The organism is Prevotella communis, assembly GCF_022024115.1.
GTDB lineage: Bacteria > Bacteroidota > Bacteroidia > Bacteroidales > Bacteroidaceae > Prevotella > Prevotella communis.
Window position 1 is genome coordinate 2,212,043 of the sequence record NZ_CP091792.1, and the last position, 15,262, is coordinate 2,227,304.

13 protein-coding genes are annotated in these 15,262 nt (G+C 49.9%); 3 read left to right on the plus strand and 10 right to left on the minus strand.

Annotated elements, in window-relative coordinates; genetic code table 11:
• Position 1 precedes the first annotated feature (1 nt).
• The 10 genes from L6468_RS09170 to L6468_RS09215 all read right to left on the minus strand — a co-directional run bounded on the left by L6468_RS09170 (position 2) and on the right by L6468_RS09215 (position 12,704).
• Entirely contained in the window at positions 2–1,051 is a 1,050-nt protein-coding gene (locus tag L6468_RS09170; protein ID WP_237793042.1) for a hypothetical protein, read from the minus strand.
• 73 nt (positions 1,052–1,124) lie between these two features.
• Positions 1,125–1,895 carry a tRNA 2-thiocytidine biosynthesis TtcA family protein gene (locus tag L6468_RS09175; protein WP_237793043.1) on the minus strand — a complete coding sequence of 257 codons (771 nt, stop codon included), beginning with the start codon at positions 1,893–1,895 and terminating at the stop codon, positions 1,125–1,127.
• 7 nt (positions 1,896–1,902) lie between these two features.
• Positions 1,903–2,271 (minus strand): DMT family protein, encoded by a 369-nt coding sequence (locus tag L6468_RS09180; protein WP_237793044.1) that lies wholly within the window; start codon positions 2,269–2,271, stop codon positions 1,903–1,905.
• Entirely contained in the window at positions 2,268–4,616 is a 2,349-nt protein-coding gene (locus L6468_RS09185; protein ID WP_237793045.1) for a bifunctional dihydroorotate dehydrogenase B NAD binding subunit/NADPH-dependent glutamate synthase, read from the minus strand. The genes L6468_RS09180 and L6468_RS09185 overlap by 4 nt, the downstream gene beginning before the upstream one ends.
• Positions 4,617–4,753: 137 nt before the next feature.
• On the minus strand, positions 4,754–6,073 hold the full coding sequence (gene serS, locus L6468_RS09190; RefSeq protein WP_237793046.1) for a serine--tRNA ligase: 1,320 nt from the start codon (positions 6,071–6,073) through the stop codon (positions 4,754–4,756).
• Positions 6,074–6,097: 24 nt separating this feature from the next.
• A complete protein-coding gene (locus tag L6468_RS09195; RefSeq protein ID WP_091854079.1) occupies positions 6,098–6,700 on the minus strand; it encodes a riboflavin synthase in 603 nt (200 codons plus the stop codon).
• Between the two features lie 233 nt (positions 6,701–6,933).
• Positions 6,934–9,954 (minus strand): ligand-binding sensor domain-containing protein, encoded by a 3,021-nt coding sequence (locus L6468_RS09200; RefSeq protein WP_237793047.1) that lies wholly within the window; start codon positions 9,952–9,954, stop codon positions 6,934–6,936.
• A 75-nt stretch (positions 9,955–10,029) separates the two neighbouring features.
• A complete protein-coding gene (locus tag L6468_RS09205; RefSeq protein WP_237793048.1) occupies positions 10,030–11,229 on the minus strand; it encodes an MFS transporter in 1,200 nt (399 codons plus the stop codon).
• A gap of 15 nt (positions 11,230–11,244) precedes the next feature.
• On the minus strand, positions 11,245–12,066 hold the full coding sequence (gene panB, locus L6468_RS09210; protein ID WP_091819002.1) for a 3-methyl-2-oxobutanoate hydroxymethyltransferase: 822 nt from the start codon (positions 12,064–12,066) through the stop codon (positions 11,245–11,247).
• Complete coding sequence (locus L6468_RS09215) at positions 12,051–12,704, minus strand: HAD family hydrolase (RefSeq protein WP_237793049.1); 654 nt, start codon at positions 12,702–12,704, stop codon at positions 12,051–12,053. Before L6468_RS09215 ends, panB begins: the two co-directional genes overlap by 16 nt.
• 120 nt (positions 12,705–12,824) lie before the next feature.
• Between L6468_RS09215 and rsmG the strand changes: the two genes are divergently transcribed.
• The 3 genes from rsmG to L6468_RS09230 are packed head-to-tail and all read left to right on the plus strand — an operon-like array spanning position 12,825 to position 15,260.
• Positions 12,825–13,445: a 16S rRNA (guanine(527)-N(7))-methyltransferase RsmG gene (gene rsmG, locus L6468_RS09220; protein WP_091854085.1), complete on the plus strand. Its 621-nt coding sequence runs from the start codon at positions 12,825–12,827 to the stop codon at positions 13,443–13,445.
• A gap of 2 nt (positions 13,446–13,447) precedes the next feature.
• Entirely contained in the window at positions 13,448–14,095 is a 648-nt protein-coding gene (locus L6468_RS09225) for an MBL fold metallo-hydrolase (RefSeq protein WP_237793050.1), read from the plus strand.
• Between the two features lie 58 nt (positions 14,096–14,153).
• Positions 14,154–15,260 carry a hypothetical protein gene (locus L6468_RS09230; protein WP_237793051.1) on the plus strand — a complete coding sequence of 369 codons (1,107 nt, stop codon included), beginning with the start codon at positions 14,154–14,156 and terminating at the stop codon, positions 15,258–15,260.
• Positions 15,261–15,262 lie beyond the last annotated feature (2 nt).

Consider the following 15,262-nt stretch of genomic DNA (forward strand, 5'->3'; position numbering starts at 1 on the left):
GTTAGTTACTTTTATACTGTTTATTATGTACTTCCTTTTCTACGCGACGTATCTCCAGTTGCAGCGCCTCCAGTTCCTTCTCGCTGGTCAGTATCTCCTGAGTCAGCGTCTGGCGGTCGTTCTTTGAAGCACGCGCATAATAGTTGCGTGCCAGCAGGAGCGCCTTTTCCAGTACAGCTGCCTGATGACGCAAGTTGTCCAGTTCAGAAGAACCACCCTTCTTTGCCTGCAACTGCGTTGTCTTTGCCTTCACCTCATTCAGACGAGCCAAAGCCTGCTGACGGGTAGCCTTATCCGTCCATGTATCAGCAATACGACTGATATCTGCCAAGGCACGCATCTGGGCATCAGAATAAGCCTCCGACTGATAACTCTTTCGCGTCTCGTTAGGGATGAAGACGTAAATACACACCTTCCCCGCAGGCTGACGGCGATCCGTCACAAAATAACCCAGATTATTCACCTCGTCGATGGCATAGAGGTAGTCATTTGCCGTAGAAGAGAACGGCATGCCAATATTCTCGGCCTTGAGAAAAGAGCCAGTCTCCGGGTCATAGCGTGTGACAAAGATATCATACCCGCCAATACTCTGCTCACCCTTCTGGGCAAAATAGAACGTCACGCCATCCGGCATCAGGAACGGGTAATTGGCTGACGAGTCAGAAATACCCCCGACCCTTACAGGTGCTGTCCATTGATTAGCTATATAGTCGCTCTGTGCAATATGTATGCACGAATCCTTCTTGTCGAAATAAGCCGTCAGACGATGATCCTTCAGTTCATTGGTAAACTGTCCCAGGGAGTCCGTCTGTTCCAACAGTCCTGCATCCGCCGAAAGGGGGATACGACTGATGAAATGACGCTTGTCAACCACCATACTGTCGATAAACATCACCTTCTGTGTAGCTGCAAGCATCTGCTGGATGCGAGGGTCTTCAACCTTCACTTCCTTCTTGGCAGTTTTCTTCTTGACGACCTTACGTGGACGACCTGCCTGAGTAGCTGTAGTCAGCAGGAAGAGTCCCATAAGAAGCATTACGTATCTTTTCATTTGCGTCTTTGTTTCACTTTAAAAAGCAAAGATACAAATAATAATTGACAAACACCAAAATTATTAACTGAATTTAAGATATGTCCACCAGTTTACCTGCGCGCACGATTGCATTCCACAGACTATGACGGGCCTCAGGATTCATCTGCTGAATCTGTTCGAAGAGCTGTCGCATATCATCACGATGCGACACCGTCTCGTAGGGACAGAGTTTTACCTGCTTCTCATAGCCCCTCAACTCCGCATAGCGACGGATATCATTCTCCTCAACCATACAGAGCGGACGGATGATGCTCAGGGGCATCTTTCGCATCTTGAGCAAAGCAGGCATCGTATCAAAACGTCCCTGATAGAACTGGTTCATCAAGCAGGTATGCAACAAGTCATCCTGATGATGTCCCAAGGCAATCTTGTTGCCCCCCAGCTCCTGCGCCAGATTAAAAAGCTGCTTACGGCGGTTCCACGAACAGAGGAAACATGGCGGCTTTTGCTTGAGTTGAGAATTGGGAGTTGAGAACGGAGAGGTATGATTAGCAGGCGTGGCAGAGAAGCTGGTTGTGACGATATGCAATGGCACATCCAACTCCTTGCAGAACTGCTCCAGATAATCCGTCGAGGTTTCGTACGAGATATTCTCCATACGTACATGGATAGCCTCAACACGGAATCTGGGCTGGTCTATCTTAGCCCGTTTGCCCAACATCTCAAGCAGACATAGCGAATCTTTTCCGCCCGACAACCCCACAAGGACATGATCACCATCCTCAAGAAGATGGTAAGTGACAAAAGCCTTAACGAAGCGTTCGCGAATGCGTTTTTCTAGCAGGTCAACCTCTGTGCGCATCTTCGTTCTATTTCATGAACACCAGATAGACGGCACAGATAATCAGCAGGAAAGCCAGGATATGGTTCCAATGGAGACTTTGCCCCTGAAACATGATATTAGCAATGACTGCGAAGACAGCCAGCGAGATACACTCCTGTACAACCTTCAACTGCACCAATGAGAAAGGACCGCCATTTCCCAAGAAGCCAATACGATTGGCTGGCACCTGACAGCAGTATTCCAGGAAAGCGATACCCCATGAGAAGAGTATCACACCAATAAGCGGCCAGTTGCTTGAAGTTCCTGACTCCTGAAGTTTCAAATGCCCATACCAAGCAAGCGTCATAAAGACATTGCTTAGTATGAGCAAAAGAATAGTATAAAAACCGTTCATTTCTTCTGTAAATAATCATCCATATTCTGAGCAGCACGACGACCGTCACCCATAGCCAGGATAACAGTAGCACCACCACGCACGATGTCACCACCTGCGAAGATCTCTGCACGATTAGACTGCATACCCTCGTTAACCACGATGGTATTCTTGCGACCCAGTTCCAGTCCCTCGATACTCTTTGGAACCAATGGGTTAGGACTAACGCCTACAGCAACGACCACCTGATCGACATCGAGCGTCACCGTCTTGCCCTCCACAGGAACAGGACTGCGACGTCCACTGGCATCGGGCTCACCCAACTCCATAACCTGCAGCACGGCAGCCTTCACAGCACCAGCCTCATCAGTCAGATACTCTATAGGATTATGCAGACAGAGGAAGTTGATACCCTCTTCCTTGGCATGCTTCACCTCTTCCAGACGGGCAGGCATCTCCTGTTCGCTGCGACGATAAACCAATGTTACCTCAGCGCCCAGACGCTTAGCCGTACGACAAGAGTCCATAGCCGTGTTACCACCACCTACAACGAGCACTTTCTTACCCAGGTTGATAGGCGTATCCGTAGTTGGGTTAGCAGCATCCATCAGATTCACACGCGTCAGGTATTCGTTTGACGACATGATATTGATAGCATTCTCGCCAGGAATATTCATGAAGTTGGGCAGACCGGCACCAGAACCTACGAAGATGCCCTTAAAGCCCTGCTGCTCCAGCGTCTCCACGCTGATCGTCTTACCAACAATCACGTCGGTCTGGAAGTGAACGCCCATTTTAGACAGGTTCTCAATCTCCACATCCACAATCTTATTGGGCAGACGGAACTCAGGGATACCATATTTCAGCACACCGCCAATCTCGTGTAATGCCTCAAACACATACACATCATAGCCCTTCTTCACCATGTCGCCAGCAAAGCTCAGTCCGGCAGGACCAGAACCCACAACAGCAATCTTGATGCCGTTAGAAGGAGCAATCTCAGGCAGGGAGATATTGCCGCTCTCACGCTCATAGTCGGCAGCAAAGCGCTCCAGATAACCGATAGCCACAGCGGGCTCGTTCATCTTCAGGTGGATACACTTGCTCTCACATTGCTTCTCCTGCGGACAAACACGTCCACAGACAGCAGGCAGGGCAGATGTATTCTTCAGCACCTTGGCTGCAGCCAGGAATTCACCACGCTCGATATTCTTCACAAACGAAGGGATATTGATATTCACAGGACAGCCTTCAACACATGAGGGTTTAGCGCAGTCAAGACAACGCTTAGCCTCCGTCATCGCCATCTCCTTGGTCAGACCAATGTTAACCTCCTCTGTACGTGTGGTAGCACGATAAACAGGATCGAGCTCAGGCATCTTCACGCGCTCTATCTGCGTACGCTCCTTGGGCTTCATTGAAGCACGCAGTTCCTTACGCCACTCGGCATCACGGTCAGTGAGGACCTCTATGGGGTCAACAGAGGCTTTGGCCTGAGCGGTAGCAAATTCTTCACTCTTCACTTTTACCTCTTCCTTTCCATCCAAGTGCTCCTGGAAATGCTCCATCTCCTCCTGCTCGGCCTTCTTGAAGGTACCCATGCGCTTGAACATCTCGTCCCAGTCAACCAGGGCGCCGTCAAACTCAGGGCCGTCGATACAAACGAATTTCGTCTTACCACCAATCGTCAGACGACAGGCACCACACATACCCGTACCATCGACCATAATGGTATTCAGCGAAACCTCACAGGGGATATTATGCTTCTGGGCGGTGAGATTAGAGAATTTCATCATGATTGGAGGACCGATAGCAAACACCTTGTCCACATGCTCCTGTTCAATGAATTTCTCAATACCTACGGTAACGACACCTTTCTCACCATAAGAGCCGTCATCGGTCATGATGATTACCTCGTCAGAACTCTCGCGAACCTTGTCTTCCAGGATAATCAAGTCCTTGGAACGACCAGCCATCACAGACAGCACACGGTTGCCAGCAGCTTTCAGTGCCTGAATGATTGGCAGCATCGGAGCAACGCCCAGACCACCACCAGCGCAAACTACCGTACCGAATTTCTCTATATGCGTGGGATTTCCCAGAGGACCTACGATATCTGTGACATAATCGCCCTCGTTCAACATACACAGTTTCTTTGAAGAGAGACCCACCTGCTGTACTACCAGCGTGATAGTGCCCTTGTCTTTGTCGGCACCAGCAATGGTGAGGGGCATACGCTCACCTTTCTGTCCGACACGTACAATCACAAAGTTGCCTGCCTTGCGGCTGTTAGCAATAAGCGGAGCTTCAATCTCGAAAAGGAACACCTTTTCAGAGAACTGCTCTTTTCTGACGATTTTATTCATAATTCAGGTTTATTGTAACCAAATTGTTTAATAATTGGCTGCAAAGGTAACAAATTGTTTTGAATTAACCATACTTTTTACGAAAAAAGATGCAAACATATACTTATGCTTGCATCTTTATTCATAACCTATATGTATTAGTCAATCATTTCGAAACCTGTGTAGGGCACGAGTGCTGCAGGAATCTTGATACCGTTCTCTGTCTGGTTGTTCTCCAGCAGGGCAGCCACGATACGGGGCAGAGCCAGGGCCGAGCCATTCAGTGTGTGACAGAGTTCCGTCTTCTTGGTCTCACTGTTACGATAGCGGCACTTCAGACGGTTGGCCTGATAGGTGTCGAAGTTTGATACAGACGAAACCTCGAGCCAGCGGCCCTGAGCCTCAGAGTAAACCTCGAAGTCGTAGCAGATAGAAGAGGTGAACGACTGGTCACCACCGCAGAGCAGCAGGATACGATAAGGCAACTCCAGTTTCTTCAGCAGTCCCTCAACGTGTGCCAGCATCTCCTTGTGGCTCTCCTTTGAGTGCTCAGGCTTGTCGATACGTACAATCTCGATCTTAGAGAACTCATGCAGACGGTTCAGACCGCGAACGTCCTTACCGTATGAGCCGGCCTCACGACGGAAACACTCTGTATAAGCACAGTTCTTGATAGGCAGGTCCTTCTCGTCAAGGATCACGTCACGGTAGATATTCGTCACAGGCACCTCGGCCGTAGGAATGAGATAGAAATCATCTACCTCGCAGTGGTACATCTGACCCTCCTTATCGGGCAACTGACCTGTGCCGTAGCCAGAGGCAGCGTTCACCACTGTAGGAGGCATGATCTCCGTATAGCCACTCTTGCGAGCCTCATCCAGGAAGAAGTTGATCAAAGCACGCTGCAAGCGGGCACCCTTACCGATATATACAGGGAATCCGGCACCAGTAATCTTCACCCCCAGGTCAAAGTCGATAAGGTTGTATTTCTTGGCCAGTTCCCAGTGAGGCAGAGGATTAGCGATACCCAGTGAGGGGTTCACGTCCCAGTTGCCTACGGTATCCTTCTCCGTGCACTCCTTCAGGTTTGACTTCACCACGTGGTTATCCTCTGCGGAAGCACCCTCGGGCACCTCATCGTAGGGGATATTAGGAATCTGACAGAGCAGACGGGTCATCTCCTCCTGTGCCTGGTTCATGGTGTCCTCCAACTGCTTGTTGGTCTCCTTCATCTCGGACACCTTGGCCTTGATAGCATCAGCCTCAGCCTTCTTGCCTTCCTTCATCAGACCACCAATCTGGGCAGCCATCTTCTTGGCCTCGCTCAAGTTCTTGTCGAGTTCCTGCTGAGCCTCACGACGACGCTTGTCAACAGCCAGCACCTCGTCGATAGCCTCTTTAGCACCCTTGAAATGTTTCTTCTCCAAGCCGCGAATCACGCGCTCGGTTTCCTCAGTAATGAGTTTAAGTGTAAGCATAATCTATATTTGTTTTTTATCTTTTTATTTCAGTTCATTCAGTCGGGCGATATACTTGCCCAGGATATCAAACTCCAGGTTGACCACCGTACCTACACGGATATCCTGGAAATTCGTGTGCTCCATGGTGTAAGGGATGATAGCCACCTGGAATGAGTTTGCCGTGGGATTACATACCGTGAGCGACACGCCATTAACGGTCACCGACCCTTTATCCACCGTGAAGTAGCCACGACGTGCCATCTCGCGGTTCTCCGGATACTCGAAAGTGAAGTAAGTAGAACCGTTGGCATCCTCCATCTTGACGCACTTAGCCGTCTGGTCCACATGACCCTGAACGATATGTCCGTCCAGTCGGCCATTCATCACCATCGAACGCTCCACATTCACCTTGTCGCCCACTTTCAGCAGACCCAGATTCGTGCGGTCGAGCGTCTCTTTCATGGCAGTCACCACATACTCGTTACCCTCAATCTTCACCACCGTCAGGCAGACGCCATTATGAGCCACACTCTGATCGATGCTCAGTTCACTGGTGAACGAACAGGTCAGTGTGAAGTCAATATTCTCTCTATCGTGCTTAATCGCTACTACCGTAGCAAACTCTTCAATAATTCCAGAAAACATTTAAAAAACTCCTAACTCTTAATTCTTAACTCTTAACTAAAAGAAAAAGGGACCGCCAGGGTGATGTGATGAAAACTCCTTTATCACAGGTTATGGGTGCTCTCCGTCTTTGTAATCCATCGGCATTTGGAAAACGCTTGGGTAATGGCCCGCCATCGACAAGAGAAGACTGCCCGGTTTTCATTGTTATTTGATGAGTATCCCAATCTAACCGAGACGGTCCCAGTTTTTCTTTATTCTATTATTTCATAATCCGTAGAAGCGCCAGTGGTGTCAGTCTGCCTTTGGGCATCACGATACTGTGATGGAGTCATCTCCGTAGCCTCCTGGAACAGACGGTTAAACTGCGCCGCATTAGCAAATCCCAGTTCAAACGAGATGTCCGCAATGCTTGCATCTGTATGCGCCAGCATCTGCTTAGCTTTATCTATCCTATATTCGCTGATATATTCCTTTGGTGTCTTATTCGTGATACGCTTCAGCTTACTTTCGAAATCTGCCAGGCTCATGGACATGAACACGATCAACTGCTCTACGTCAACCGTAGGATTCTTATAGTTCTTTTCCATCCACAGCTCTACACGCTTCATGAACTCATAGTCCTCCTTGGCCCTGATGACAGCCTTCTCGCGCGTCTTACTATCCTTCATCGAGCGTCCCTGTCTTCTGCGGTGCATTTTCTGCAACCAGAACATCAGCATCACGCAGAGCACGACACCTATTGCCAAATAAATCCACATGGCATTGCGCGACATCAGGAACGATGGAGGCACAATTACCTCAATCTCTTTCAGGTCGTATTTCTCCGGCGAGTCAATCAGGAAGGCCTTCACCTTAAACTTATAGGTACCTGAAGGCAGGTTATTATACCATGCCGTCCTTGACACCGGGGCATTATGCCAATCCTCGTCATAGCCCTCAAGCATATACTGATAATGTACGCGGTGCTGCAACTGATAGTTCAGTGAGGCAAAACGGAAACCAATCTCATCATCATGATTCTGCAGTCGCACCGTCTTGGCATCGGGCACGTAATAGCCATACAGGGTGGTCTGACGCGGTGTCTGCAACACGTTGTTCAACCAGAAATCCGTGATGCGCAACTTCAGCATAGAACCTGTCGATGTCATCAACTTTGTTTGATCTACATCGTAATAGCCATTCACCGTACCGAAAAGCACATGTCCGTTTTGCAGCGTCACAGCAGAAGCCTCTGAGCAGATCGTCTCATCCACGCCTTCCAGGTTAGAATAGGTGGCAAAGATGCGCTTTCCCTGATCAAAGGAACAGATGTGGTGGTCTGTAGCAAACCACACGTTGCCACGACTGTCAAACGTCAGACATTTTATCTCCTCAGACGGCAGACCGTCTTTTGCGCCGAAATGCTCAAAATACCAGTGTCCCTCCGAGTCCTGTCCGATGGTATGTGCCAGACCACCGCCATTGGTGCCTACCCACATCATGCCATGCGCATCACGCGCCAGACAAACCACATCGTTTGACATCAGGATATTGTCAGGATACTCTTTGGATTCCAACAGTCGCTGCACCTCTACCTTACCTTTCTTATACGACATGATAAGCACACCGTCAGTTGTTCCTGCCCACACCTTTCCGTCCTTGTCGAGTTCCAGCGTGCGCACCTTCTGGTAGGCATTGATGGGATAATTGTTCATGCCCCTCTTGGGATAGAGGAATCCGTTCTTACCCTTAGGCAACAGATTCACGCCACCGCCATAGGTTGCCACCCACAGGTTGCCATCCTTATCCTCCAGACAGCAATAGGCACGATCATCATTCAGCGAGTTGGGATCACCAGCCTTATGACGCAGGTTCACGATAGAGTAACCGTTGCCCGTTGGCGTCATCCTAAACAATCCATTATCCTTCGAAGCAATCCAGTAGCGGCCACTGGCATCCTTTGAGATGCCGTATATACGTCCAATAGGACTGCCGTCATCGGTCCTTGACCAGGTAGTGTGTATGCTGTCGCCCTTGATGATATGCAGCACACCAGCCTTGGTACCCATCAGCAACTGTTTCCTGGACTTGTCATACAACAGTCCGCGAATTTCGTTATCCAATGGATTGGTGCTGCCAGGCGCAACCATCCTGCGAGCTATCGTCTGTTTGATAATCTCCAGTTTCTCCAGTCCGCGACGTGTTGTTGACTCAAACACCACGCCCTCGTTGGTTACCAGCATGGCATTCACCGCATTCGACAGGTTCCAGGGGTTAGAGGGGTCGTTATGGAAATACTCCACCTCATCGGTCTCACGGTTGTAATAGCCGAAGCCGCCACGGTTCATGGCTATCCAAACCACACCGTTACTCTCGGCAATAATACCGCCATAGCCGTCATAGTCGGGCGTTTTCACGTTCTGCGAGTAGAACCGCTCCACATGGGTCTCAGGATCTATCTTGCTGACACCCATACGCGCATCCGTAAACCATATCAGGCCGTGACTGTCCACAAAGAGCTTGGCAACCTGGTCGCCACCGGCACGAATCACCTGTGATTCCTGGCCATATGAGAACGACATGATCTTGCCACTCTTTGTACCCACATAGATATTATAGCCATTTGAATACAGACAAGTGATACTTTCGTCCAGGAACAGTCCCTTGCGCTCTACGGTCAGGTTACTGGCATCCATGCGATGCACGCCCTGATTCGTACCAAGCCATATATCGTCCTGATAGCCCTCGGTTATCGAGGTGATAACCATGTCTCCCACGGTGATCAGCTGTGCCTTGACGCCGGAAGACATCATACGCAACTTATACAGTCCCACGCCGTCTACAGTAACCAGCACGTCACCGCTACTTGTCACGACGATAGGATGTGTCGTACGGTATTCCTCACTGCCACTGACATTCTCAAAGGGATTGACGATGCAGTCGGTTGAGCGTTTCAGCACAAAGACCCTGGAGTCATACATGCGCATCCACACGTTCTGCTGATTGTCCACAGCCAACTGTGCTATACGGTTATGCAGATTCCTGATATGACTGGCAGCGCCCGTCTTATAATTAAAGAAGTTGTATCCGTCAAATCTGGAAAGGCCATTCCAGGTGGCAAGCCATATATAGCCATAGTCATCCTGCACCATATGCGCAATGGCATTGCTCGCTAATCCGTCATCCGTTGAGAAATGACGACGCGTAGCCTGAATCTGCTGAGCATTGACATCCGTTCCACCCAGTTGGAAGATACAAGCAATCGCAAGAAATATTTGTGTGACCTTTCTCATTGTATTTCCTTTTGTATAGATTTACGGCTACGAAATTACAAATATTTTTTCTGAGTTGATACGTTTTTATCTTTTTTAACGATTCTTATGCTCTAAAAACCACCTATGGGTCCAGAACACGTACATCAGAAGAGCCGCAACAACAAGGAGGAATGCCACCATGAGCATCTCCATCGTACGTCCGCTGAAGAAGTAATAGCCCACGCCGACACCGATAGCCAAGCCACTCTCCCACCCCAGCATGAAGGTGCTCTGCGAGGTACCTCGCTGGCAGTGACGGCTCAACTTGATGAAGAACAGCAGGAACCTACCGCCCACCAGTCCTACTCCCAAGCCCAGAAGGGGCGTTGTCAGGGGTGAATAGCGGGACGTCAGAAGTATAATCAACGAGGCGCCTATCAGCAACAGGCCGGTAATCACCTCACTCTTCAGTTCTGCATCACAAAACACGAAGCGCTGGGCCAGCAGGGCCAACAGGAAACCCAGCATCACCATGCCGTAAGCATGTACAGGCACTGGGAGCGACATCAGCATACCGATAGCCGTCGTCACCAACAAGAGGTTCAGGAAGAGTGTCCATCCTGACGTCAGGAAAAACCTGTCAAGACTCAGCACATGCAGGTTGTCCTCCGGAATACGGAACGGAAAGCGGATAAACGATACCAGTAAGATAGCCGCCACGCAACATACCAGCGCCAGGAAGAAGACGTTCAGCGTCGACATAGGCGAGGCCGGTATAGATGAAGGGACTATCAGACTAGACAACTGCATCATCAGCAGTCCGGCCATCGGGCCCAGCGACAGGGCAAACCGTCCGAACCACGTTGCTGAGTGGTTGGCCTCCGTGCGCTGATGCGATTCACAGGTATCGATAATCAATGTCGACGAGAGTACCATCTGCGCCAAGCCAAAGGCCGCACCCTGAAGTCCACGCCATACAAGTATTATCGGATACAGGTGCAAGGCGGGGAGCTTGAAAAACGGCAACGTCATTGATGCGGCCAATACCAGCACACATATCATGAACACCACGTTGCGCCTGTATTGCTGCACCAGGTAGGAGCAGAAGGCACCCGGCAAGAACAAGCCCAAGGCAAAAGACCCCATTACCAGACCCACCTGCCGGTTGTCCAGACCAGCAGCTTCCTTCAGCCATATAGGCAAGGTAGGAATCAGCATTGTAACGGCCATCGACAGCAAAAGGTTTGCTAGCACCATCAGCCAGAACTCCTTATGCCACAGTCCGATATGTAACCTTGTGCCTTGTGTGTTCACGCTTATAGTCTTTAATTAATACGATTCACTCTCGTTGGGGAAGTCACCGCTCTTCACGTCAGTAACATACTGTCCGATAGCATCCGTCATCACCGTATTCAGGTCGGCATAGCGACGCAGGAAACGGGGAGAGAAGCCCTGGTTCATACCCAACATATCCGCTACTACCAGGATCTGGCCGTCGCACTTACCGCCAGCACCGATACCGATAGTAGGCACACTGATTTCCCTGGTCACCTGTTCGGCCAGTGCTGCGGGCACTTTCTCCAGTGTCACGGCAAAACAGCCGGCCTCACTCAGAGCCTTGGCATCCGACAGTAGTTTGGCGGCCTCCTTCTCCTCCTTGGCACGTACAGCGTATGTACCAAACTTATTAATACTCTGAGGTGTCAGTCCCAGGTGGGCCATCACGGGGATACCGGCATCCAGGATAGCCTTGACGGTGTCCAGTATCTCTACGCCACCCTCCATCTTCAGGGCGTCACATCCACTCTCCTTCATGATGCGGATAGCATTCACCACGCCATCATGCACACCAGTCTGATAAGAGCCGAAGGGCATGTCACACACCACCAGTGCACGTTTCACGGCACGAACCACCGAACGTGCGTGATAGATCATCTGATCTACGGTCATAGGCAACGTGGTAGAGTTACCAGCCATCACATTTGATGCTGAGTCACCCACCAGGATGCCGTCAATACCGGCACGGTCTACGATGCCTGCCGTGGTGTAATCGTAAGAGGTGAGCATTGAGATTTTCTCACCTTTCTGTTTCATTTCAATAAAGCGATGTGTCGTCACTTTACGATTGTCGCTTACTAAATATCCTGCCATAATGTGTTTAACTTTTGGTAATTTATATCCTGATAATCTTTAATCTGTATATTCGATAATGCCTCGATATTCTCCTTGGTATTCGTGGTGGTCAGTCCCACGACGTACATGCCGGCAGCACGTCCGCTCTTCAGTCCATTAATACTATCCTCCAACACGACACACTCGTCCGGACTCACGCCAAAACGCTCAGCACCCTTCAGATAGCAGTCGGGCGAGGGCTTGCTCTCAGCAAAGTCCTCACTGGTCAGAATCGCGTCAAAGAGGGATTTGAACTCCGGACGTACACGGAATACGCTCTCCATCTTCGGCATATTGCTGCTTGTCACCACAGCCGTCTTCACGCCATGCTGGCGCAAGTCGCGCACAAAAGCCTCGAAGCCAGCGATATAGCTATAGTCCATCTGTGCCTCAAATTCGTTCAGGCGCCGGGTCACTATATCGCGCTCTTTCTCCAGTTCGCCGCTCCACCACTTGTCATAAATCTGCTGCAGCGTAGAACCCTTTATCTCATGTTCCAGCCCTGGGCGTTCCGGATGATATAACCGGCACTGACTTCCCCAGAAAACGGTGTACTGTGGCTCTGTGTCAAACACCACACCATCCAGGTCAAAAAGCGCCGCTTTAAGTTGTTTCATTACTTCTTCTATTTAAAAATCGGGTGCAAAGGTACAAAATAATTGAGAATTAAGAATTCTTTTTCAAGAAAAAGCGGTCAAGCCGAGCGAAGAATTAAGAATTATTTGTATCTTTGCACCATGAAATTGATTGAAAAGTATTTTCCAAAGCTCACCAACGAGCAATATGCGCAGTTTGAATCCCTGAATGCGCTGTATCATGAATGGAATCAGAAGATTAACGTTATCTCGCGCAAGGATATCGACAATCTGTATGAGCACCATGTGCTTCACTCCATGGCTATCGGCCGCTTCATAGGCTTCAAGCCCGGCACGCAGATTCTCGACTTCGGCACCGGTGGCGGTTTCCCCGGTGTGCCCCTGGCCATTCTGTTTCCAGAGTGCGAGTTCAAGCTCATCGACGGCACGGGCAAGAAGATTCGCGTGGCGCAGGAGGTATGCGATGCTATCGGACTGAGGAACTGTCACCCCGAGCATCTGCGTGGCGAGGACGAGAAAGGCAAGTACGACTTCGTGGTGAGTCGTGCCGTGATGCCCCTGCCCGACCTTGTGAAGATTGTCCGCAAGAATATCAGCAAGGAGCAGCGCAATGCCATCCCCAACGGTGTCATCTGCCTGAAGGGAGGCAACCTGCAGGGCGAGACGCAGCCTTTCAAGAAGATTGTCCAGTCCACGGAACTCTCCAGCTATTTCAGTGAGGAGTGGTTCAAGGAGAAATACTGTATCTACTTACCATTGTAACCATGCTGACTATCAAGGCTTTTGAGGTAAACCCTCTGCAGGAGAACTGCTACGTAGTGAGCGACGACACAAAAGAGTGTGTCATCATTGACTGTGGTGCCCTTTATGACAACGAACAGCATGCTATCCAGAACTATATCCGGGAGCAGCAGTTGAAACCCGTGCACCATCTCTGCACGCATGGCCACTTTGACCATGTGTTTGGCGCTGCCTTTGTTTACAAGGCCTTCGGACTGAAGCCTGAGGCTCACGCCAATGACCAGACGATGATAGAGGACCTTGACCAGCAGTGCCGCATGATGGGTTTCGACCTTGGCACCAGTTTTACCAACATCCCCTTGGGCAGGATTCTCAGTGATCAGGATGTCATCACCTTTGGCCATCACAGTCTGAAGGTGCTCCACACCCCAGGCCATTCTTCCGGCAGCATCATCTTCTATTGCGAAGAAGAGCATGTAGCCTTCTCGGGCGACACGCTCTTCCGTATGAGTGTAGGCCGTACCGACCTCCCTGGCGGCTCTTGGGAACAGTTAATCAACAGCCTTTCTACTGTCATTGCCCAGCTCCCCGCCGAGACCACCGTCTATCCAGGCCATGGTCCCAAGACCAATATCCTCGATGAGGTAAGGATGAATCCATATTTCCATTAACCATAGATAACCATAGAATATAAGAATGAAAAGATTGTTTTTATGCTACCTGTTTTTAATGGTAGCAATTGATATTGTGGCTCAACATGTGGATACGCCAAAGAAACTGGTGAGCGGCTACGTGATAACCAACGATAATGACACGATACACGGCACGATAGACTATATCTCGAAAAAAGAGAATAATGCCGTCTGCCGGTTCTTGCCAGAAGGCGAAACAACCTACCGAATGTATCAGCCCTACGACATCCGAGGCTACCGTTTCATGGATGACGGCTCTTTTTACGTAAGCAGTACGCTGCCTGTCAACGGCAAGGACAGTAACCTTTTTGCTGAATGTCTGCTACTTGGCGGAGTGAGTCTCTACAGTTATCAGGACGGTGATCAGACCTACTATTACATGGTTGATGCCAACGGCAAGACTGCAACCATCAAAGAGGAGTCATACGACGACTACCGAACGGAGGATGCCATGAAGCGAAAGCGAGAGAACCTGCGCGGTGCTGCAGAAATCATGTTTATCAGTTCTGAGGCTACACAGGCCCTGTGGAAAAATGATATCACTGCAGCCAATCTGAAGAAGACGACACGCCGGTACAACCAGATGTATTGTAAGGAAGCTGGCGACTGTGTGGAGTTTGAATACGACAACAGCAAATCCAAGTATGCCACCCGCTTCTTGATGGAGGGCGGTATGAGATGGGGCCAGATCAATGACAAGAACCTGTCCTATCATGCCATGATGCCACATGTGGCGCTGGGCTTTGAGTTCGGTGCTTCACGCAACCATCCCAACCTTGCATACCAGTTCATGGTACTGGCTGGACTATACAAGAACAAGGTGAAGGATCTGGACGAGTATTCTCATCTCCGCGTCATGGAGAACGACAAGCTATGGATTGAAATCGATTGCGGACTTATCTATCGCTTTGACACAAAAAAGAAGCACCGCCCCTATATATGCGGCGGTACTACTTTATCTATGACTCAGGGACTTTACGGCGGACTTGGCTACGAGTTCTGCATGGGGCGCAGACTGCTGCGTGTAGGGGCTAAAGGCAACTGCCGTTTCATCAATCTGGCCAATATCCTCGACAGCAATATCTTCGAGTTCAAGAAGATGCCCTCAAAATCACTCGACCTGTCCGTTGCCTGGGTTTTCTAGGA